This window comes from Pseudomonas gorinensis (assembly GCF_042015035.1).
Classification (GTDB): Bacteria; Pseudomonadota; Gammaproteobacteria; order Pseudomonadales; family Pseudomonadaceae; genus Aquipseudomonas; species Aquipseudomonas gorinensis.
This window is the reverse complement of record NZ_CP167125.1, coordinates 3,141,825-3,161,084: the sequence shown is the minus strand read 5'-3', so window position 1 is coordinate 3,161,084 and position 19,260 is coordinate 3,141,825. Positions and strand designations below refer to the sequence as shown.

The 19,260-nt window shown below is 62.4% G+C and carries 19 protein-coding genes and 1 pseudogene; 9 read left to right on the top strand and 11 right to left on the bottom strand.

Going from position 1 to position 19,260, the window contains the following annotated elements; all coding sequences use genetic code 11:
- Positions 1-217 precede the first annotated feature (217 nt).
- From AB7933_RS14500 to AB7933_RS14490, 3 genes are all read left to right on the top strand, one after another.
- On the top strand, positions 218-364 hold the full coding sequence (locus AB7933_RS14500; RefSeq protein WP_024074943.1) for a hypothetical protein: 147 nt from the start codon (positions 218-220) through the stop codon (positions 362-364).
- 209 nt (positions 365-573) lie between these two features.
- Positions 574-1,443 carry an AraC family transcriptional regulator gene (locus AB7933_RS14495; RefSeq protein ID WP_024074942.1) on the top strand — a complete coding sequence of 290 codons (870 nt, stop codon included), beginning with the start codon at positions 574-576 and terminating at the stop codon, positions 1,441-1,443.
- Positions 1,444-1,551: 108 nt separating this feature from the next.
- Positions 1,552-2,043 carry a GNAT family N-acetyltransferase gene (locus AB7933_RS14490; RefSeq protein WP_024074941.1) on the top strand — a complete coding sequence of 164 codons (492 nt, stop codon included), beginning with the start codon at positions 1,552-1,554 and terminating at the stop codon, positions 2,041-2,043.
- A gap of 107 nt (positions 2,044-2,150) precedes the next feature.
- Here the strand turns inward: AB7933_RS14490 and AB7933_RS14485 are convergent, their stop codons facing one another.
- Together AB7933_RS14485 and AB7933_RS14480 are read right to left on the bottom strand one after the other, a co-directional pair.
- On the bottom strand, positions 2,151-2,681 hold the full coding sequence (locus AB7933_RS14485) for a GNAT family N-acetyltransferase (RefSeq protein ID WP_024074940.1): 531 nt from the start codon (positions 2,679-2,681) through the stop codon (positions 2,151-2,153).
- Between the two features lie 107 nt (positions 2,682-2,788).
- Positions 2,789-3,346 carry a hypothetical protein gene (locus AB7933_RS14480; RefSeq protein ID WP_024074939.1) on the bottom strand — a complete coding sequence of 186 codons (558 nt, stop codon included), beginning with the start codon at positions 3,344-3,346 and terminating at the stop codon, positions 2,789-2,791.
- A gap of 152 nt (positions 3,347-3,498) precedes the next feature.
- Here AB7933_RS14480 and AB7933_RS14475 point away from each other — a divergent pair, with 152 nt between their 5' ends.
- Positions 3,499-4,392, top strand: coding sequence for an AraC family transcriptional regulator (locus tag AB7933_RS14475; protein ID WP_024074938.1), 894 nt, complete (start codon positions 3,499-3,501; stop codon positions 4,390-4,392).
- On the opposite strand, the gene AB7933_RS14470 is transcribed toward AB7933_RS14475, so the two are convergent.
- A complete protein-coding gene (locus AB7933_RS14470) occupies positions 4,334-4,921 on the bottom strand; it encodes a LysE family translocator (RefSeq protein ID WP_024074937.1) in 588 nt (195 codons plus the stop codon). The two genes, AB7933_RS14475 and AB7933_RS14470, sit on opposite strands and share 59 nt — an antisense overlap.
- Before the next feature lie 191 nt (positions 4,922-5,112).
- Between AB7933_RS14470 and AB7933_RS14465 the strand changes: the two genes are divergently transcribed.
- On the top strand, positions 5,113-5,700 hold the full coding sequence (locus AB7933_RS14465; RefSeq protein WP_024074936.1) for a TetR/AcrR family transcriptional regulator: 588 nt from the start codon (positions 5,113-5,115) through the stop codon (positions 5,698-5,700).
- Positions 5,701-5,754: 54 nt separating this feature from the next.
- Here AB7933_RS14465 and AB7933_RS14460 read toward each other — a convergent pair whose 3' ends face one another.
- Complete coding sequence (locus tag AB7933_RS14460) at positions 5,755-6,459, bottom strand: FadR/GntR family transcriptional regulator (protein ID WP_024074935.1); 705 nt, start codon at positions 6,457-6,459, stop codon at positions 5,755-5,757.
- Between the two features lie 321 nt (positions 6,460-6,780).
- Between AB7933_RS14460 and AB7933_RS14455 the strand changes: the two genes are divergently transcribed.
- Positions 6,781-8,130 (top strand): MFS transporter, encoded by a 1,350-nt coding sequence (locus tag AB7933_RS14455; RefSeq protein ID WP_024074934.1) that lies wholly within the window; start codon positions 6,781-6,783, stop codon positions 8,128-8,130.
- Between the two features lie 12 nt (positions 8,131-8,142).
- Complete coding sequence (gene gudD / locus AB7933_RS14450) at positions 8,143-9,492, top strand: glucarate dehydratase (protein ID WP_024074933.1); 1,350 nt, start codon at positions 8,143-8,145, stop codon at positions 9,490-9,492.
- A gap of 36 nt (positions 9,493-9,528) precedes the next feature.
- Here the strand turns inward: gudD and AB7933_RS14445 are convergent, their stop codons facing one another.
- On the bottom strand, positions 9,529-10,413 hold the full coding sequence (locus AB7933_RS14445; protein ID WP_024074932.1) for an NAD(P)/FAD-dependent oxidoreductase: 885 nt from the start codon (positions 10,411-10,413) through the stop codon (positions 9,529-9,531).
- A gap of 143 nt (positions 10,414-10,556) precedes the next feature.
- Between AB7933_RS14445 and AB7933_RS14440 the strand changes: the two genes are divergently transcribed.
- On the top strand, positions 10,557-10,994 hold the full coding sequence (locus AB7933_RS14440) for an Rrf2 family transcriptional regulator (protein ID WP_024074931.1): 438 nt from the start codon (positions 10,557-10,559) through the stop codon (positions 10,992-10,994).
- 5 nt (positions 10,995-10,999) lie between these two features.
- On the opposite strand, the gene AB7933_RS14435 is transcribed toward AB7933_RS14440, so the two are convergent.
- The 5 genes from AB7933_RS14435 to AB7933_RS14415 all read right to left on the bottom strand — a co-directional run bounded on the left by AB7933_RS14435 (position 11,000) and on the right by AB7933_RS14415 (position 17,226).
- Positions 11,000-12,445 carry a mechanosensitive ion channel family protein gene (locus AB7933_RS14435; RefSeq protein WP_024074930.1) on the bottom strand — a complete coding sequence of 482 codons (1,446 nt, stop codon included), beginning with the start codon at positions 12,443-12,445 and terminating at the stop codon, positions 11,000-11,002.
- 124 nt (positions 12,446-12,569) lie between these two features.
- On the bottom strand, positions 12,570-13,430 hold the full coding sequence (locus tag AB7933_RS14430) for a pirin family protein (protein ID WP_024074929.1): 861 nt from the start codon (positions 13,428-13,430) through the stop codon (positions 12,570-12,572).
- Between the two features lie 747 nt (positions 13,431-14,177).
- Positions 14,178-15,407 (bottom strand): M20/M25/M40 family metallo-hydrolase, encoded by a 1,230-nt coding sequence (locus AB7933_RS14425; protein WP_024074927.1) that lies wholly within the window; start codon positions 15,405-15,407, stop codon positions 14,178-14,180.
- Positions 15,408-15,454: 47 nt separating this feature from the next.
- Positions 15,455-16,513, bottom strand: a complete 1,059-nt coding sequence (locus AB7933_RS14420; protein WP_024074926.1) for a diguanylate cyclase — start codon at positions 16,511-16,513, stop codon at positions 15,455-15,457.
- Positions 16,514-16,584: 71 nt separating this feature from the next.
- Entirely contained in the window at positions 16,585-17,226 is a 642-nt protein-coding gene (locus AB7933_RS14415) for a LysE family translocator (protein WP_024074925.1), read from the bottom strand.
- Between the two features lie 144 nt (positions 17,227-17,370).
- Between AB7933_RS14415 and AB7933_RS14410 the strand changes: the two genes are divergently transcribed.
- On the top strand, positions 17,371-18,771 hold the full coding sequence (locus tag AB7933_RS14410; RefSeq protein ID WP_024074924.1) for a PLP-dependent aminotransferase family protein: 1,401 nt from the start codon (positions 17,371-17,373) through the stop codon (positions 18,769-18,771).
- 20 nt (positions 18,772-18,791) lie between these two features.
- Here the strand turns inward: AB7933_RS14410 and AB7933_RS14405 are convergent.
- Positions 18,792-19,241: pseudogene (locus AB7933_RS14405) on the bottom strand (thioredoxin family protein); the annotation flags it as partial.
- Between the last annotated feature and the right edge of the window lie 19 nt (positions 19,242-19,260).

The following is a 19,260-nucleotide window of genomic DNA, read 5'->3' as shown; positions in this document are numbered from 1 at the left end:
CTGTCCCGTTCGAATTGATCAACCGGGGCCCCGCCTCAGTTGTCCGAATTTGATTATATCTTGGCAGCATACTCAATATCGGCAAGCCCCAGCAGTCCCTACCATCCTCATCAAGGCCATTGCCGACGGCGAGACTCAACCGATCATGCGGCGCTGGCTGGACGGGAAACGCGGATATCCGCACCCGTTTCAGTTCAAACAACCAGGGTGAGATGAAATGAAGCAACTTCTTATTTGGGCGCTTTTCGGCACGATCGTGTCGACTCCACTGGCCGCGCAGGCATCGGATGGGGCTGATGCGTTGGTGCGCTGGCATGAGCAATTCAAGCAAGAGCAAAAAAAGCTCACTGAGCGCCAGGAGTGATCATGGCTCCGGTAGTTCTCAGCCATCCGGCTTGATCTATGTGCCGGGAGCTGTCGTTCAGGCTGCAACTATATGGCCATATGGCCATGGCCGGCACCGCGCACGTCGGTGAGTCCGCTGGTCTATACACTTGAGCAAGTACGGCTAGGCGCAGGCATGTGGGTATAGTCGATCCTATCGTCCAGCGCACATCCCGGAGTTTCCAACCCGTGTCTGACTTGCCAGGCAACGCCGCCTACACAAAACGCTTCGACGCCGTACTCGCCTATATCGACGCGAATCTTGAAGGCGACTTGTCGGTGAAGACGCTGAGCCAAGTGGCGTATTTTTCGGCGTTTCACTTCCATCGGCAGTTCACCGCGTTTGTGGGCCTGCCCGTTGCGCGCTATGTGCAGCTGATGCGTCTACGACGCGCGGCGCATGACTTGTCTTCCCGCGCTGACTATTCGGTGCTGGAGGCCGCATCGGGGGCGGGCTTTGAAAGCCCAGAAGCCTTTTCCAGGGCGTTCAGGCGAGCGTTCGGCATGGCGCCGAGCGCATTCAGAAAGCGGCCGAATTGGCAGGTCTGGCGTGGGGTGTTCAGCGTCCCTCATTTTTCCAGGAGCATCATCATGCAGGTACGAATAGTTGAGTTTCATTCCGTCAGGGTTGCTGCATTAGAGCACCTCGGCGACCCAGAGCGCGTGGATGAAAGCGTGCAGTCATTCATCGCCTGGCGCATGCAGAGCGGGCAATCGCCGGTGGCTTCCAGTCGCAGCTTCGGTATTCCTTTCGGCAATCCTGATACCACCCCGGCCGATGAGTTCCGGTTTGCCATTTGCGGCGAGATCCACGCGCCGCTGGCAGCAAATGCGTTCGGCGTCACTGAGCGCGTCATCCCGGGTGGGCGCTGTGTGGTGGTGCGTCATGTGGGTTCGCCGGATCACATCGCAGAGTCGATCTATCCGATCTATCGTGACTGGCTCCCTGGCAGCGGCGAAGAGCTTCGAGACCAGCCATTGTTTTTCGAGTACCTGAGCATCTTCCCCGAAACACCGCAGGATCAATGGCAGACCGATATTTATGTGCCATTGCAATAGCAGCGCTTTACCGCCGGTAGAGTGAAGAATGCCCATCCAGGCCGCGATGGCGGCGGTATTGGCGCACCGCTATGATGTGGCCTTTCGCTAAACGCCTCAGGAAAAACCATGCCCGCCCTCACCTTCCGCAACGCCCTGCCCGCCGACGCCGCCCGTTGCTTTGATATCGAAATCAGCGCCTATGAGGGCGACGAAGCCGCGACGCTGGAGAAGATCGCCACGCGTATTGCGCAATACCCGCAAGGTTTTTTGATCCTGGAGGCCGCTGGCGAGGTGGTGGGTTTTATCAATTGTGGCTGCGCCCATCAGGTGGTGATGTCGGACGAGGCGTTCAAGGAGCTGGTGGGCCATTCGCCCGAGGCGCCGAATGTGGTGATCATGTCGGTGGTGGTCGACCCGGCGCATCAGGGCAAGGGCTATTCCACGCTGCTGATGACCGAATTTGTGCAACGTATGCGGGCCATGGGCAAGCAGACCATTCACCTGATGTGCAAGGAGCGCCATGTGCCGTTGTACACGCGCATGGGCTACCGCTATGTGCAGCCTTCGCCCTCGGATCACGGCGGGATGGCGTGGCATGAGATGGTGATGGCTTTTTAATGGAGCCCCATGAAACCAATCCCGTTTGCAGCATCCAGCCAGGCACCACGAGTTGACTCGGAATGCCTTGATGTCCAGGACTCGGATTAGCAGCCGGGTGTTTCTGTCTAAAGCGCTGTGATCGTCAGGGCTTTACCGAACAACCGGTTCTCATGGGTTTCGCCCTGGAAGGTATACGTCGGCGAACCGAGCAGCTCGTACCCGCGCCGAGGGTAAAACCCCAGCGCCCGCTCATTACCCACCCACACCGTCGCCCACACTAACGTCGCGCCCCCCAGCCGCGCACGTTCTTCCGCCGCTTGCAGCAGTTGATAGCCGATGCCCCGGCCGGTAAAGCGTTCCTGGATGTACAGGCGTTGCAGTTCGGCCACGTCGGGCCCTGGAATCAGCGGGTGGCCGGCGCGTAACTTGAGTTGGGCAAAGCCGACGAGGTGACCGCCGGATTCAGCCACCACCAGCGCAATCCCCGGCTCGCTGATCAGCCGTGCGATGGTCTGCGGCGCAAAGGCTTGCAGCGCTTCGGTGGCGATGGAAGTCCGTATACCTTCGGTGGCATAGGTGTCGAGGAAGACCTGCATGCCCAGCACGCCGATACACAGGGCATCCTGGGGAATGGCGTCGCGGATCAGGTAGGTCATTGCGGCATGGGCTCGATACGGGATAGTTTTTTGTAGGCGCGAACACGTTCGCGCCTATTGTGGGGCTCATTCACCTCATTCACCGGCAAGGCTGAGTAGTAAGGTTTTTACGGGTTAGAGATTAACGTCCCCGTACCGGCAGGCGGGTAGATGATTTCCTGGGTGGCCAGGTTCCGGATGCTGGAATAGGTGTGGTACTGGGTACTGTAGTTGGGCCCGACCCCCTGGGTGCTTGCACTCAGGCGGTAGGTCACCACATAACGCTGCCCGGCCTTGAACTCCACGTCGTCGGCGCCTTCATTACAGAACGCACCGCCAGTGCCCAGGGCATTCATCGACACGTTGCACCAGCGCAGCGAATGTTTGCCAGGGCTGAGCTTCAGCGCCTGTTCGCCGGTCACGTTGAGGATCGAGTGACGGCCAGCGCCGGGCAAGGACACACCATCGACTTCGAACGCCAAGGCCAGGCGGTGAAATGGCACGCCCAGTTCACGTTCGCGCCAGGTATCGAAGTACACCAGCGCGGGGTTGGGGGCGCCGTTGGACAGGTCGACGGGGTGGAGTTTTTCCGGGGCCCAGTCGCCCTGGTAGTTTTTGTAGTGGTAGTCGGAGCAGGCGCCGAGCAGTGGCAAGGTCAATACGGCGGCAAGTTTCAGCAGTTTCATCGGGTAACGGTCCTTGTGGGCGATGAGATCCTATCGACAGCACTTTTGTTTTCTTGAATAACCATCGCGCCCGAACACTGACAACCATGGCGGTGCCTCGCCGGGCTGTGTAATCATCGCCTCTCGATCTCTCGAGGGATGGAGCCACCGCCATGTCGCTGAACACCACCACCCACCCGGCGCAAGCACCGCGCTTCTGGCGTGACGAGCGTCTGCCGTTCATCGAAGCGCGGACCATTGCCGACGGGCGCAAGGTCACCTACACCCGCCACTCCCACGAGCATTTTTCCATCGGTGCGATCACCACCGGGCGCAGCTATTACCACTATGGCGCGCAGACCTTCCAGATCAGCGCCGGCACCGTGGTGTTGATGAACCCCGGCGATGTGCACGCGTGCAACCCGATCCATGACCAGCCCTGGTCGTATCACATGCTCTACCTCGACACCCCGTGGCTGACCGACCTGCAATACCAACTGGGGTTCAGTACCGACCAGGGGTATCGCCCGTTCAGTGCGCCGCACACCCGCGACCCGGTGCTGTACAAGGGCCTGATCGAGCTGTACCAGGTGCTGCTGGATGAGCAGGCCGAATTGCTGCACAAACAGAGCGTGCTGGTGAGTTACTTCACGGAAGTGCAACAGCGCCTGAACCCTTCGCCGGCCCCCGTGCGGGAGGTCAACCACAAGCTGGAGCGGGCCGCCGAGTACATCCGCACGCACTGCACCGAGGCCTTGAAACTGGAAGACATCTGCCTGGCCGCCGAGCTGTCGCCGTCTTACCTGATCCGCGCCTTCAAGCAGTATTACGGGCTGACGCCCCATGCCTTCCTGGTGAACCGGCGCATCCAGTTTGCCCGTACCCAATTGCGCAAGGGTGAGTTGATCGCCGATGTGGCCTTGGCTGCCGGCTTTGCCGACCAGGCGCATTTCCAGCGCACCTTCAAACAGCATTTCGCGGCCACGCCCGGGCAGTACCGCGACTTGCTCAAGCCATCAGCAAATAACCCACACTGGCCACCAGCAACGCGGCCATTGAGCGGTTGAACAGGCGCACGCCGTGCGGGTTGCCGAGGTAGCGGCGCAAGAACGTACCGGCATAGGCCCAGCACGCTACCGACAGGTAGCAGATCACCAGGTAGAGCCCGGCAAACAACCACACTTGCCGGGCGTCGCCATCGGCGACAAACAAGCCCATCCCCGCCACGCAGGCCAGCCAGGCTTTCGGGTTGAGCCATTGCATGATCGCGCCATAGAGCATCGACGGCGCGGTGGCCGAGCCGTCGGCGTCCAGCCGGCCATCGTCCACCGCCAGCTTCCACGCCATGTACAACAGGAAGGCCACCCCGCCCCACTGGATCAACTGAGTCAGGATCGGCCAGCGCACCAGGACTTCATGCAGCCCCAGGCCGATCAGCACCAGTAGCAACGTAAAACCTGTGGCGGCGCCGAACACGTGTTTCTGGCTGGCGGCAAACCCGAAGCGCGCGCCTGAACTGAGCGCAACCACATTGACCGGGCCCGGGGTGATGGAGGTAGCCAGAGCGAAGGCCGCCATGGAAATGATCAAGCTCATTGCAGTTCCTTTTTGTCATGCCAAGCGAAGATGACTTCACGGTAAAGGGCCAGGCCAACGCGGTATTGAACAAAATGACCCTGGCGCCTCAAATGCGCCCCGGTTGGGCTTCCTTGACGGTAAATAGACCCTGTACCCTGTCGCCGCGCCCCCACTGTGCGCCGACCGATCCCAGCCACGTCAGGATGCCAATGCCAAACCCGATTCCTCGCCGGCGCGATGCCGCCGTCACCCGCGACGCCATTTTGCTGTCTGCGCGCAAGGTGTTCGCCCGCTCGGGCTATGACGCCGCTACCGTGCACGACATCGCCGTCGGCGCGGGCCTGACCACGGCGCTGGTCGACCGCTACTTCAGTTCCAAGGAGCAGTTGTTCGCCGACGTTGTCGCCGACACCCTGGCCCGCCCGCTTATTCCCGCCGACGGTCATCTGCGTGCGGACAACCTCGGGCGCACCCTGGCGACGGCACTGGTGAGCATCAGCGACGACAGCAGCGCGTCGCTGGAAGGTTGGCTGCTCCTGCTGCATTCGGCGTCGAGCCCACGCGCAGCGGCGATTGGCCGCGCGCAGCTGGAAAACAGCCAACAGCCGAGCATGGCCGCGACGCTCAAGGGCGCGCACGCGCAAGAACGCGCGGCGCTGGCGATGGCGCTGGTGGCGGGTTTTCAGGTGATGCGCCAGCAACTGGCGTTGTCGGCACTGGTCAAGGCTGACCCGCAGGTGTTGATTGACTTGCTGACACCGCTCTTTCAGCAGTTGGTAGACGCACCCTCGACGTGACGGACGCGCGGCCATTCAACTGGAGTGAGCATGGGGACCGGGCTGCACACTGGCTTACTCGCCGGTCATGCGCGCCAGGCTGTTGCTCAAATGCAGCAGCATCGCCGCGCGTGCCGCGTCAGGGTCCTGGCGGCGGATGGCGTTGAGGATCGCCTCATGTTCCAGGTTGGCCAACTGCCCCAGCTTCATCAAGTCCGCATCGCCGCGCTCCTGGGCATTGATGCGCGCACGCGGAATCACTGAATTGCCCAGGTGCTGGATCACGTCGGTGAAGTAGGTGTTGCCGGTGGCCTGGGCGATCAATTGGTGAAAACGCACATCGGGCTCGACGCTGCTGCTGTCCTGGTTGCCGAGTGAGTCCTGGTAATCGTCGAGGGCCTGGCGCATCTGCTGCAATTGCGCGTCGCTGCGGCGCAAGGCGGCCAGGGCGGCGGCCTGGGTTTCCAGGCCCATGCGCAATTCGAGGATGCCGCGCACGCTGACGGCGGTGTCATGGGTCAGGTGCAGGCCCTGGCGCTCGTCGCGCGCCAGCACAAATGTGCCCACGCCATGCCGGGTTTCCACCAGCCCGGCCGCCTGCAGTTTCGACAATGCCTCGCGCACGACCGTGCGGCTGACGCCGTACTCGCCGACGATGGCGGATTCGGAGGGCAACCTCTCGCCCGGCAGCATTTGGCCAAGCAGGATGCGCTGGGTCAGCGCGGTGACGATGTCATGGGCCAGGCCCTGGGAGCGCTTGCGAGGGGGGTTGTTGAGCATCGGTCATTCCATGCATGGGACTCGGCCAATACTAACACCCTCGATCGCCACCAACTTGTATGACAACAAACAAACTTATCCTTTGCGATGCTGCGTTTTTTTACCGGACCGACTTGCCTGCGGGGAAAGTCCCGCAGCGCATACCTCCCGCAATATCGATGTTATTCGAGGGAAACCGGCTTCCACACAGCGTGCAGACAACTGAAATTTACGTTGCCACACTGAAAATTCAAGTTGTATGATGTCTATCAAGTTGTCAGACCTCTCCGACAACCCCTGAACCCATCCCCGCACAACAATAATCAGTGGGAGTTCTACCTCGTGACCCCTTCCAGCCCTGCGACAGCTGCGCCTGCCCTCGACCCCGTCCTGGCCCGCGCGATCAAGAAAGTGAAGAGCCATGTGCTCCCACTGTTCGTGATCATGTTCATCGTCAACTACATCGATCGCGTCAATATCGGCTTCGTGCGCACCCACATGGAACACGACCTGGGCATCGGCGCGGCCGCCTATGGTTTCGGTGCCGGCTTGTTCTTTATCGGCTATGCCTTGTTCGAAGTCCCCTCCAACCTGCTGCTGCAAAAAGTCGGCGCGCGTATCTGGCTGACCCGCATCATGTTCACCTGGGGCATCACCGCAACCCTGATGGCCTTTATCCAGAACGAAACCCACTTCTACATCCTGCGTTTTCTGCTGGGGGTGGCCGAGGCCGGGTTCTTTCCGGGGGTGATCTACTACTTCACCCGCTGGTTGCCTGGGGTGGAGCGCGGCAAGGCGATTGCGATCTTCCTCAGCGGCTCGGCCCTGGCTTCGCTGATCTCCGGCCCGCTGTCCGGCGTGCTGCTGCAAATCACCGGGCTGGGCCTGCATGGCTGGCAATGGATGTACATCATCGAAGGCATGGCCTCGGTGCTGCTGTGCTTTTTCGTGTGGTTCTGGCTCGACTCCAAGCCCCACGACGCCAAGTGGCTCAGCCGCGAGGAACAGGACGCACTGGTGGGCGAAATCGAGCGCGAACAACGCGAGCGTGACGCCGCCACCACGGTCAAGCCGAGCCTGGGCAAGCTGCTCAAAGACCGCCAGATCATGCTGTTCTGCGCGCTGTATTTCTGCATCCAGCTGACCATCTATGCCGCCACCTTCTGGCTGCCGAGCATCATCAAGAAAATGGGCGACCTGAGTGATATCCAGGTGGGCTTCTACAACTCCATCCCCTGGCTGATCTCGATCATCGCCATGTACTCATTCGCGGCGCTGGCCGGCAAGTACAAGCACCAGCAGGCGTGGGTAGCCACGGCGCTGTTGATTGCAGCGGCGGGCATGTTTTTCTCCACCACCGGCGGACCGATCTTTGCGTTTGTCGCCATCTGTTTTGCGGCGATTGGCTTCAAGTCGGCGTCGTCACTGTTCTGGCCGATCCCCCAGGGTTACCTGGATGCACGCATCGCGGCGGCAGTGATTGCGTTGATCAACTCGATTGGCAACCTTGGCGGGTTTGTCGCGCCCACGACCTTCGGTTTCCTGGAACAGACCACCGGGTCGATCCAGGGCGGTTTATATGGGCTGGCCGGCACCTCGATCCTCGCCGCGATCCTGGTGTTTTTCGCCAAGACCCTGCCCGGCGCCCACACCCCCAGCGTGCCGCACCCTGCCCCCGTCTTGAGCAAATAAGGAAGCGTTTTCATGAACACAGAACATCAGCACCACGCCCGCCACGCTCCGGTCGTCACCCACCTGGACGTGATCCCGGTGGCCGGCCATGACAGCATGCTGCTCAACCTCAGCGGCGCCCATGGGCCGTTTTTCACGCGCAACATCGTGATCCTCAAGGACAGCGCCGGGCATATCGGCGTGGGCGAAGTACCGGGGGGCGAACGCATCCGCGAAACCCTGGAAGACGCGCGCAGCCTGGTGATCGGCAAGCCGATCGGCCAGTACCAGGCCATCCTCAATGCCATGCGCCGCACCTTTGCCGCCCGCGACAGCGGTGGGCGCGGCCTGCAAACCTTTGACCTGCGCATCACCATCCATGCCGTTACCGCCATGGAAGCCGCACTGCTCGACCTGCTCGGCCAGTTCCTCGAAGTGCCGGTAGCGGCGTTGCTGGGCGAAGGCCAGCAACGCGATGCAGTGAAGATGCTCGGCTACCTGTTCTACATCGGCGACCGCCACCAGACCGACCTGGCCTACCGCAGCGAAGCCGACGCGGACGACTGGTTCCGCCTGCGTCACGAACCGGCCATGACCCCGGATGCCATCGTGCGCCTGGCCGAAGCCGCCCAGGCCCAGTACGGCTTCAACGACTTCAAGCTCAAGGGCGGCGTGCTGCGTGGCGCCGAAGAAATCGAAGCGGTCACCGCGCTGGCCGAGCGCTTCCCCGACGCACGCATCACCCTCGACCCGAATGGCGCCTGGTCCCTCAAGGAAGCCATCGCCCTGTGCCGCGACCAGCATCACGTGCTGGCCTATGCCGAAGACCCGTGCGGCGCGGAAAACGGCTACTCGGGGCGCGAAGTCATGGCCGAATTCCGCCGCGCCACCGGCCTGCCGACCGCCACCAACATGATCGCCACCGACTGGCGCGAGATGGGCCACGCGATCCAGCTGCAATCGGTGGACATCCCCCTCGCCGACCCGCACTTCTGGACGATGCAAGGCTCGGTGCGCGTGGCGCAGATGTGCCATGAATGGGGCCTGACCTGGGGCTCGCACTCCAACAATCACTTCGATATTTCCCTGGCAATGTTCACCCAGGTGGCCGCCGCCGCACCGGGCGATATCACCGCGATCGACACCCACTGGATCTGGCAGGACGGCCAACGACTGACCAAGGCGCCGCTACAGATTGTCGACGGCCATATCCAGGTGCCCGCCAAGCCGGGCCTGGGGGTGGAGATCGACATGGACGCCGTGGCCCACGCCCACGAACGCTACAAGGGCATGGGCCTGGGCGCGCGCAATGACAGCGTCGCCATGCAGTTCATGATTCCCGGCTGGAGCTTCGATAACAAACGCCCCTGCCTGGTGCGCTGAGCCGATGCCCGCGAAAAAGTGACAGCCCGAGTGGCGTCAACCGTTGATCAACGAGAAGTGCGCGCCCACCCCGGCGCGCACGCCCTCGGCCACCGCCAACGCCACGGAACCGGCGGCCAGTGACGCATCGCCACAGGCAAACACGCCGGCCACGGAGGTCTGGCGGGTTTCGTCAGTGTGCAGGTAAGGACCGGTGGGGCCGTCGACGCGCCCGCAGCCCAGTCGTTCGGCCAACGGGCTGAGCCGGGTCCGCGACATTGTGAACACCCCATCCAACTGCACGATTCGGCCGTCAGCCAGTTCCAGGTCGGCACGCTCACCGCTGATGCGCGTCACGGCTGCGCTTTCCACGCTGACACCACGCCGGTCCAACTGCGCCTGTTGCTCGGCATTCGGCGTGAACACGCCATTGGTGAACAAGGTGGTGCTGCCCCAGTCCGGCAACATCAGGGCATGGTGCATCGCCAGCGGCGAGGTGGCCAACACGCCGATGCGCCCTTGGCCCAGCTCATAGCCATGGCAATAAGGGCAATGGAACACCCGCTTGCCCCAGCGCTCCTGCAAGCCGTCAATGCCGGGCAATTCATCCACCACCCCGGTGGCCAGGATCAGCCGCTTGGCCTGGAACCCCCCATTGCATTGGGTGCGCACGCTGAAACCGCCCTGCTCCGCCTCCGCCTGGACCACGCTGTCCTGCACCCAGGTGACCGTCGGGTACTCCATCAACTGGCTGCGACCTTCGGCGGCGATAATCCCGGGCGCCTGGCCGTCCTGGCCGAGAAAGCCGTGGGAGGTCGCCGCAAACCGATTGCGCCGCAGCCCCGCATCAATCACCAGCACCTTGCGCCGCGCCCGCGCCAGTTGCAGGCCCGCTGACAGGCCGGCGTAGCTGCCGCCCACGATAATGACGTCGTGCATCATGGAAGTGACCCCGTGTTGGCGCGCGCGGTGGTCCGTGCGCTTTCACGACACACCATAAGTTACGTAAAAATACCGCGTCAAGTGTCTCGCAACTTTTTAGGTTACGAACGATACTCCCGACCGAATCGACTTGAGGGTTTTTGATGAGAAATGACACCCGCCTCTCGCGCATGCTGCATGTGCTGATCCATATGGGCCGCCATGAAGCGCGCGCCACCTCGGAGACCATCGCGCAGATGCTCGGCACCAACCCGGTGGTGGTGCGACGCACGCTGGGGCTGCTCAAGGAAAAGGGCTATGTGCGTTCGGAAAAAGGCCATCAGGGTGGCTGGACCCTGGGCAAGCCCTTGAGTGAAATCACCTTGCTGGATATTCACAACGCGCTGGGCACGCCGTCGATCTTTGCCATCGGCCTATCCACCGATCACCCGCAATGCCTGGTGGAGCAGGCGGTAAACGCGGCGCTGACCGACGCGTTCGACCAGGCCCAGGCCTTGTTGCTGGCGCGCTTGGGCGATGTGACATTGGCGCAACTGGCAGATGACTTTGACGAGCGCTACCGCATCGCCATGGCGCCCTGATCGCGTTATAACCCGCGCTTGCGCAACCACTGCAGGAACCCCTTCTTCGCCGGCACCACCGGCGACTCCTGGGTCATGACCTGCGCAGCATGGATGCGGAAATCCAGCAGTGCTTTCATCGCTTCGCCGATGTCATGCCGCGCATCCAGGCACGGCTTGAGGTATTCCTTTTCGATACGGTACAGGGTGCAGAAGGTCTTGGCGGAGAAGTCCGCAGGGGTGGCCTCGTCGGACAAGATCCCGGCTTCGCCAATCACTTCCCCCGGCCCCATGCGCCCGGCCTCGAACTTGTGCCCGCCCTTGACCAGCATCACCGAGACCACGCCGGACTCCACGATAAACAAATGGTCGCTGACCTCCCCCGCCGGCAGGATCATTTCACCGGCACGGTAGCTGTGCAGGGTCATGTTCTGGCTGAAGGTGTCTTTCTCTTCCTGGCGCAACGTGGAGAAAATCGACGAGCGTTCCAGCAACGCCCGCGCACCGGACACCGCCGGCGGCGCGCTGCTTTCAGTGGCGGACAACAGCCCCACGCCCGCCGCCTGCAAATGCCGGAAGGCCAGGTCATACAGCTGGTTGCGCACCTCGCGCTTGAGCGGCATGGCCGGCACGAACCCGCTGATTTCGTACTCCACGCCCCCACTGGCCGAGGTCTTGAACGCCACGCTCGGCGCGGGCTTGGCCAGCAGCGGCCGGCAACCTTGCATCGCGCGCTCCAGCGCCTCGATCACCGTTTGCGGGCGCGCATGGGGGCTGACTTGCAGGCACACCGACAAGCCGAACATATCCGCCGGGCGCGAAAAGTTGATGATCTTGGCCTTGGCCGCCAGGGAGTTGGGAATCACCGCCATGCTGCCCTGGGAGGTTTGCAGCCGCGTGGCGCGCCAATCGATGTCAGTGACACGGCCTTCGGTGCCGTCGATGGAGATCCAGTCATCCAGCTGGTAGGGCTTGGTGGTATTGAGCACGATCCCGGAAAACACATCACTCAAGGTGCTTTGCAAGGCCAGGCCGACAATGATCGCCACCGCGCCGGAAGTCGCCAGCACGCCCTTGACCGGGAGGTCGAGCACATAGGCCATGGCGGCGATGATCGCGATCAAGAAGATCACCGCGCCCATCAAGTCCTGCAACAACCGCCCGGTATGCCCGACGCGCTGCATCATCAAGGTGCCGAGCAACACCGTGAGGGTCCGCGCGGCGAACAGCCACCAGCCGATCTGCAACGCGGTGGCCGCCAGGTGCAAGGCCGTGTTGTCGGCATAAGGCGCCAACTGCATGGGGTTCATGCCGTCGTTGAACAGCACGGCGCTGAATACCGCGAAGATCACCAGCCGCGCCGCCAGCTTCCAGTTGGCCAGGTTGGCGGAAATCAGGCGCCATACGGCGATGTCGATAAAGATCAGCGCCAGCGCGCATAACATCGGGTGATCAGCGATAAATGAGGGCATCCAGGCGACTCCAGGGTGAATGACGGGAAGATCGCATGAAATGGGGATGCGGGGTATAGCGCAGAACAAAATGTGGGGGCGAGCACGCTCGCTCCCACATCAGGTTTGGCGTCACCTTTCAGTGCTACATCCGCCCGAACTTACCCGATTGGAAATCGGCAAACGCCTGGTGAATCTCCTGCTCGGTGTTCATCACAAAGGGACCATGCCCAACGATCGGCTCGTCGATGGGTTCGCCACTGAGCAGCAGCACCTTGGCGTCGTCATTGGCCTCCAGGGTCAGTTGGGTACCGTCACGCTCGAACACTGCCAATTGCCCCTGGCGCGCAAGCTCTTGGCCATTGACCAGCACCGTACCGCGCAGTATCACCAGGGCGGTGTTGCGTCCGGCATGCAGGTCCAGGCTGAGCGCCTTGCCAGCATGCAGGCGCAGGTCCCACACATCGATGGGCGTGAAGGTGCGCGCCGGGCCTTGGGTGCCCGCAAACTCACCGGCGATCAGGCGCAATTGCCCGGCCTGGTTGGCCAACGGCAACAGCGGAATATCACCGTCGAGAATCGTCTGGTAGCCGGCGTCGGCCATCTTGTCCTTGGCTGGCAGGTTGACCCACAGTTGCACCATCTCCAGTGCCCCGCCGCTGCGGGCGAAGGCTTCAGAGTGGAATTCCTCGTGGAGGATGCCCTTGGCGGCGGTCATCCATTGCACGTCGCCCGGGCCGATCTTGCCGCCGGCACCGGTGGAATCACGGTGTTCGACTTCGCCGTCATACACGATGGTCACGGTTTCAAAACCGCGATGCGGGTGTTGGCCGACGCCGCGACGTTGCTCAGTGGGGGTGAAATCGGCCGGGCCGGCGTGGTCCAGTAACAGGAATGGGCTGATGTGTTTGCCCAGGGTGTCGTAGGAAAACAGCGTACGCACCGGAAAGCCATCGCCGACCCAATGGGTGCGGGGGCTGGTGTAGATGCCGATCAGTTTCTTCATGGTGGTCCTCCAAAGTGCCTACACCATAAGTCGGCATAAGCTGGAGTACTAGCCGGTGAAAGCAGCTTGGTTCGTTCTACGTATAGGACAATCCGCTGACCCGGCGCTCACGTGCCAATGGGGAAGCCCTATACGCCGCCAACACCTGGCACGCTTGGCCCCGCCCAATCGGCGCGCTACTGCCGTCACATAAATAGCTCAACGACAAGCCGCCAAACCCCATCCCCCTCTTAGCCAACCGTTGGCATTGTCACGCTCACCACCACAATCCGCCGCGTGATATTGCGCAGGGCTCAGGTGAAACCGACGGTCTGCATCGAGCGTTGAGAAGGCGCCGGGGCATCCGACAGGGAAATAGTCCGAGGGCTGGTCATCCCTGGCCTATGTGCTGATTGGCGGAGTCCTGGTGGGCACCGTGTTGACCCTGTTGTTTTTGCCGGCGCTGTGCAGCCTGGTGCTGGGGCGGGAGAAGCAGATAAGTGTCGAAACCTCCCACTTGACGGCCGGATAGCCTTCCGGGACACCGCTCTCCAAGGCTATACCGCCCCCCCTGTGGCGAGCGAGCTTGCTCGCGTTGGGCCGCGAAGCGGCCCCAGTCCAGGCGATGGGGATGTTCAGGTCAATCGCGTTGTTTGCTTCAGGGCTGCTGCGCAGCCCAACGCAAGCAAGCTCACTCGCCACAAAGGGAGATGCGATCATCGGCTAAGAGGGGCTCACCCACACTGAACGGATGAGCGCCTATCCCGGTCAGCGCTTTGAAAGCTCCATGATCATCCGGCTCAGCAAGTAGACCCGCGGCGCGACACTTTCCACTTCCGCATATTCTTCAGGCGTATGAATGTTGCCGCCGACAATCCCAAAGCCATCCAACGTCGGTGTCCCGACCCCGGCCGACAAACTCGCATCCGCCGCGCCACCACTGCCTTCAATCGTCAACTGCTTGCCCAATTCCGCATAAATGCCTTGGGCAATCGCCACCAACTTGTCTGACTCCGGTGTCTGCGGCATCGGTGGCAAGCCGCGTTGCAAGCTGGTCTTCACTTGCGTCTCGGGAATCAACTTGTTGGCCGACACCCGCGCCAGATCTTTTTCGATCCGATCGAACTCTTCAGGTAATGCCGCGCGCACGTCGGCCTTGGCGATGGCTTGATCGGGGATGACATTAGTGCGATCCCCGGCCTTGATCACAGTGAAGTTGATGGTGGTTTTCTTCTCTTCATCCCCCAGCTTGCCCAGTTGCAGGATCTGGTGCGCGGCTTCCATGGCGGCGTTGCGCCCCAGTTCCGGAGCGACGCCGGCGTGGGCGGCCTTGCCTTTGACTTCGACCACCGCAGTGGCGCTGCCTTTGCGCCATACCACCAGGCCGTCCGCCGGCCGGCCGGGCTCCAGGTTCAGGGTGACGTCGTGGGCCTTGGCGGTATTGCGGATCAGCTCGGAGGCGGCGTCGGAGCCGGTTTCTTCGCTGGCGTCGAGCAGGAAGGTGATTTGCGCATAGTCCTTGAAACCTTGGTTTTTCAGGACCTTGAGTGCGTAGATACCGGCGACGATGCCGCCCTTGTCATCCATCACGCCGGGGCCATAAGCGCGGCCGTCCTTGATGTGGAACGGGCGCTCGGCAGCGGAGCCTTCCTTGAATACGGTGTCCATGTGGGCCATCAGCAGGATCCTGGCCTTGCCGGTGCCCTTGAGGGTGGCAATCACATGGCTGCTGTTGGCGGCCGCATCCGGCACGCGCTCGATACTGAAGCCCAACTGCTGGAGTTCATCGACGGCAATGTCACTGACCTGGGTCAGGCCCGGCCCGTAGCCGGAGCCCGAGTCGATATTCACCAGGCGCTCGAGCAGTTTCAGGGCGTCGGCCTTGTACTGTTCGGCGTCTGCCTGGATCTGTTTATGGGGTTCGGCGCTGTAGGCCGGGAGCGTGAAGGACAAGGCCAGGGTCGCGGCCAGAAGGGTACGGGGGAAGGTAAAAAGCATGCAACGGTCCTTGTTTTTATAGGGAGATCACGCCACACCCTACCCCACTAGACCGACCGCAACCAAGCCCCCTGCACCGCACTGACGCAGTTGCGCCCGCTGCTCTTGGCTTCGTACAACGCCAGGTCAGCGTCATTGAGCCAACTGGTGGAGTCGGCATGCGTGAGTTGATAAGGGGCCAGGCCGATGCTCAAGCTGGCGCGCAAGGTCGGGTCCTGGGCGTAGGCCAGCGCGTTGAAGCGATCACGCAGGGCGTCCATCACTTCGGTGGCACGGTTGAGCGGCATGCCCGGCAGGATCACGCAGAACTCATCACCGCCGTAGCGCCCGGCCAGGTCGGCGACACGCAGGTTCTGGCGCAGCACCTTGCTGAGCTGGCGCAGGACGATATCGCCAGTGACATGGCCGTAGGTGTCGTTGATCACCTTGAAATGATCGATGTCGATCAACGCAATGGCCGCGCCCTGCTGCTCGCGCCGGCAGCGCTGAAACTCGATTTCCAGATGGTCCTTCCAGGCGCCGTGGTTGAGCAGGCCAGACAGGCTGTCGGTGCGGCTCAGGGCCAGCAGTTCGCGCTTATGCCGTGCAAGGTTCAAGGCCTGGCGGTAGCAGATCCAGCCCAGGGCCAGCGGGTAAAGCATGAGGATCGGCAGGCACGCATAGAGCTGTGCCGGCGTGGTCAAGGCAATGAACGCGGGCGTGAATATCAGCAGTGATACGCCAATCCCCAGCCCCTGTGCCACCCAGCCCATCAGCATGAAACGCGGGCCGCCGATGGCGACGTTGTTCATGGTCATCATCGACAGGGTGGTGACGCTGGGCAGCGGGTTGAAGTGCATGGCACCGACCCAGAAGCCGCCGCAAAAGGAGTCGAACAGAAGGTTGCGGCGTTCACTGCGCAGGGCCTGGGGCGCGCGCAATGTGGACTGAAAGGCCAGGTGCGGCCATACGAAGGCGTTGAGGATCATCCAGACCCACACCCATAGGGGCGGGTTCACTGGATACATGCCAAACGCCACGCACACAAAGCCAAGCGTCAGCCCCAGGGTGCGGGATTTATACAAGCGTGTAGCGAGCGGAAATCCCTTTCCTCCGGCGGCCGGCATGCTCTGATGATCCTATATGAATGCCTGGAGTCTATCAGGGCGGCGGCAATACGCCACTACCGCTTATAAGCTTACAGCCCTGCCGGGGAAAAACCCCGCGCCAGCATCAACGCCACCCCCAGCAACAGCGCGGCCGTGACCCGTTGTAACACCACCCGCCGCCGGGGGTTTTCCAGCACGTGCCGGATACGCTGGCCGAAATAGCAGTACAGGCAACCGCTGGCACATTGCAGCAGCAGGAAGGTCAGCCCGAGGATGGCGATGTCCGTCGTCGAGCGGTGCTCCCCTGCCCCGGCGAATTGTGGGAACACGGCGCTGAACATAATGAGGGTCTTGGGGTTGGAAAACCCCGTCAGCAAGCCCTTGCCGAACAGGCCGCGCGCGCCCTCGACACTGCCGGCGGTGTCGATTGGCAGGCCGCTGCTGGTCCACTGCTTGTAGGCCAGGTAGAGGATATAGGCCACGCCGACAATCTGGATGCCCTGGGTAATCGCCAGGTTGCCCTTGATCAGTTCGGAAAACCCCACGGCGAAGATCAGGATCGAGATCAGGTACGACACGCTGGCACCGACCTGCGCCGGGATCGAATTGCGCAACCCGCCCTTCAAGCCCAGGCTCAGCAGCAACAGGGTCATGGGGCCTGGGCTGAACGTCAGGGTGGTGCAAAACAGCAGAAAGTAGAGAAACGAAGATAGCGTCAATGCGCTGGTCATGGCCCTGGCTCCTGGGATCAGACAGCCGCAGATGGGCCGGATGCCGCGCAGTCTAGGACAGTGGCATTGCGCAAGGCAGGTAAAGTAATGCCTAATTCGCCCGAACTTCACCGGTAAAATGACCGGCAAAGACAAGGAAGCCTTATGTTGGTAACCCCCATCGCTTTTGTCGACGGCACCCCCAAGGTGCAGCAGATTGTCGACGCGTTCAACCAGTCCATCGAGCAAGGCGAATGGGCACCCGGCAGCAAATTGCCGTCGGTACGTGAGTTGACCGAGACCCTGGGCGTCAGCAAATTCACCCTCAACGAAGCGCTGGATCGCCTGCGCGGGCGCAACCTGCTGACGTCCAGCCAAGGCCGCGGTTTCTTCGTGGCGATGGACACCGCCCGCCCCGCCTCGGCGGCCTGGGTCGACCTGCTGCCCCAGGACCTGCTCAGTGTGTTGCGACGGCCCTTGGTCAGCGCCGGCAGCGACCTGCGCCCCGGCGGCGGCCACTTACCGGAAAGCTGGCTGGACAGCGAGGCGATTCGCCAGGCGATGCGCAGCGTCGTACGTGCGCCATCGCTGCGTATCGCCGGGCTGGGCACGCCGGCCGGGCTGTTGCCGTTGCGCCAGGCGCTGCAACATAAGCTGCACGGCGAAGGCTTGTCGGTACCGGTGGAGCAAATCATCACCACCCCCAACACCGTGCAGGGCCTGGACATGCTGATGCGCCTGCTCGCGCGCCCCGGCGACACGGTGCTGCTGGACGCACCGTGCTACTTCAACTTCCACGCCAACCTGGCCCTGCACGGGGTCAAGGTGTTGACGATCCAACGTCGTCCCGACGGTTTCGACTTCGCCGCCCTCGAACAGCTGCTGGCCGAGCACCGCCCCAGCCTGTACCTGACCACCAGCGTGCTGCACAACCCCACCGGGCATTCCTTCAGCCCTGGCCAGGCGTTTCGCCTGCTGCAACTGACCCAGCGCTACCACTGCCATATCATCGAGGATGACCTCTACGGCGACCTTCACCCCAACCCGCCGCCCCGCCTGGCCGCCCTCGCCGGGCTCGACCAGGTCACCTACCTGTCAGGCTTCTCCAAGATCCTCAGCGCCAACACCCGCGTCAGCTACGTGGTGGCGGCGCCACAATTGGCGGCGAACCTGACCCACATGAAGTTGATGAGCGGCGGCGTGACCTCCGAGCTGTTCGAGCAGATCGTCTACCGCATGCTCAGCGAAGGCAGCTACGCCAAACATCGCAAGCGCATGGTGCAGCGCCTGACGGAGGCCGGTGGGCGGGTGGAGCAATGGCTCAAGCGGTGTGGCTGTGAACTGCCGATGGGGTATGAAGGCGGGATGTTCATCTGGGCGCGCCTGCCCGCCGGTGTGGACGGCGAGCGCTTGGCCCAGGTCGCATTGAAGCAAGGCATGGTGCTGGCGCCCGGCGCACTGTTCGGCTACGACCCGGCCCATCGCGACTCGATGCGCTTCAATGTCGCCCACAGTGATGAAGCGCAGGTGCGGCAGCTGTTCGAGGCGCTGCTGCTCAAGGCGTGACGCGCCCCAACCGTGCCAGGTGCAGCCGGATGCAACGCCCTGGCTTCCTCCAACAGTGTCTGGATCACCTGCTCCTGCTCGTCATAACGGCCCTCTCCCCAATGGCTGTAGCGCCTTTTGCCGGTGGCGTCGAAGAAGTAATGGGCCGGCCAGGCCTGGTTGTCGAACGCCTGCCAGATCCTGAAGTCGTTATCGATAGCCACCGGGTACCCGATCCCCAGTTTCTTCACCTGCTGACGCACGTTATCCAGCACTTTTTCGTGGTCGTACTCGGGGGTGTGCACGCCGATCACCACCAGGCCGTCCTTGGCGTACTTGTTCGCCCACTGGTTCACGTACGGCAAGCTGCGCTGGCAGTTGATGCAGTCGTAGGTCCAGAAATCCACCAACACCACTTTGCCCTTCAGCGCGGCCGCATCAAGCGGTGCTGAGTTGAGCCAGGCCACGGCGCCGTCCAGGGACGGCATGGTCGGGTCGGACTGGCTGAAA

Excerpts from the sequence above, each read along its gene's own strand:
- AB7933_RS14500 (WP_024074943.1), top strand. The coding sequence starts at position 218 with ATGAAGCAACTTCTTATTTGGGCGCTTTTCGGCACGATCGTGTCGACT.
- AB7933_RS14490 (WP_024074941.1), top strand. The coding sequence starts at position 1,552 with ATGCCCGCCCTCACCTTCCGCAACGCCCTGCCCGCCGACGCCGCCCGT.
- AB7933_RS14485 (WP_024074940.1), bottom strand. The coding sequence starts at position 2,681 with ATGACCTACCTGATCCGCGACGCCATTCCCCAGGATGCCCTGTGTATC.
- AB7933_RS14480 (WP_024074939.1), bottom strand. The coding sequence starts at position 3,346 with ATGAAACTGCTGAAACTTGCCGCCGTATTGACCTTGCCACTGCTCGGC.
- AB7933_RS14475 (WP_024074938.1), top strand. The coding sequence starts at position 3,499 with ATGTCGCTGAACACCACCACCCACCCGGCGCAAGCACCGCGCTTCTGG.
- AB7933_RS14470 (WP_024074937.1), bottom strand. The coding sequence starts at position 4,921 with ATGAGCTTGATCATTTCCATGGCGGCCTTCGCTCTGGCTACCTCCATC.
- AB7933_RS14465 (WP_024074936.1), top strand. The coding sequence starts at position 5,113 with ATGCCAAACCCGATTCCTCGCCGGCGCGATGCCGCCGTCACCCGCGAC.
- AB7933_RS14460 (WP_024074935.1), bottom strand. The coding sequence starts at position 6,459 with ATGCTCAACAACCCCCCTCGCAAGCGCTCCCAGGGCCTGGCCCATGAC.
- gudD (WP_024074933.1), top strand. The coding sequence starts at position 8,143 with ATGAACACAGAACATCAGCACCACGCCCGCCACGCTCCGGTCGTCACC.
- AB7933_RS14445 (WP_024074932.1), bottom strand. The coding sequence starts at position 10,413 with ATGATGCACGACGTCATTATCGTGGGCGGCAGCTACGCCGGCCTGTCA.
- AB7933_RS14440 (WP_024074931.1), top strand. The coding sequence starts at position 10,557 with ATGAGAAATGACACCCGCCTCTCGCGCATGCTGCATGTGCTGATCCAT.
- AB7933_RS14435 (WP_024074930.1), bottom strand. The coding sequence starts at position 12,445 with ATGCCCTCATTTATCGCTGATCACCCGATGTTATGCGCGCTGGCGCTG.
- AB7933_RS14430 (WP_024074929.1), bottom strand. The coding sequence starts at position 13,430 with ATGAAGAAACTGATCGGCATCTACACCAGCCCCCGCACCCATTGGGTC.
- AB7933_RS14425 (WP_024074927.1), bottom strand. The coding sequence starts at position 15,407 with ATGCTTTTTACCTTCCCCCGTACCCTTCTGGCCGCGACCCTGGCCTTG.
- AB7933_RS14420 (WP_024074926.1), bottom strand. The coding sequence starts at position 16,513 with ATGCCGGCCGCCGGAGGAAAGGGATTTCCGCTCGCTACACGCTTGTAT.
- AB7933_RS14415 (WP_024074925.1), bottom strand. The coding sequence starts at position 17,226 with ATGACCAGCGCATTGACGCTATCTTCGTTTCTCTACTTTCTGCTGTTT.
- AB7933_RS14410 (WP_024074924.1), top strand. The coding sequence starts at position 17,371 with ATGTTGGTAACCCCCATCGCTTTTGTCGACGGCACCCCCAAGGTGCAG.